Origin of the sequence: Leucobacter sp. G161 (assembly GCF_001482305.1) — a bacterium.
Classification (GTDB): domain Bacteria; phylum Actinomycetota; class Actinomycetes; order Actinomycetales; family Microbacteriaceae; genus Leucobacter.
The window spans coordinates 1-479 of record NZ_LOHP01000019.1 but is presented as its reverse complement, the minus strand read 5'-3'; the positions used below and the strand labels follow the sequence as shown (position 1 = coordinate 479).

Annotated in this window: 1 protein-coding gene; it reads left to right on the top strand. The window is 71.8% G+C overall.

Annotation, left to right across the window (positions count from 1 at the left end):
• A partial coding sequence (locus AUL38_RS02565; protein ID WP_153006438.1) for an ABC transporter permease occupies nt 1-479 on the top strand: 479 nt, incomplete at both ends.

Here is a 479-nt window from a genome sequence, read left to right as displayed (position 1 = left end):
GTCGGGGCCGGGGCCACCGGCATCATCGCCGCCTTCGCCCTCGTCGGATGGGTCGGCTACGCCAGGGTAATTCGCGCGCTCACCGCCGCGTTGCGCGAACAGGGGTGGGTACGAGCCGCGCGCGGGGCCGGGCTCTCGGACGCGCGTATCCTCGTGCGGCACCTCCTCCCGAATGTGCTGCCGCAGGCGGTCGTGCTGCTCGCCACCGAGATCGTGCTCATCATGGTCGCGATCGTCACCCTCGGGTTCCTGGGGCTCGGCATTCAGCCGCCGACCCCCGACTGGGGCACGATGATCGCCGACGGCCAGGCCTTCGTCACCTCGCACTGGTGGCTGTCGGCGCTGCCGGGGCTCGCGGTCGTCGTCACCGGCATCGCACTGTCCCTGCTTGGCGACGGTGTCGGGGCCGGGGCCACCGGCATCATCGCCGCCTTCGCCCTCGTCGGATGGGTCGGCTACGCCAGGGTAATTCGCGCGCT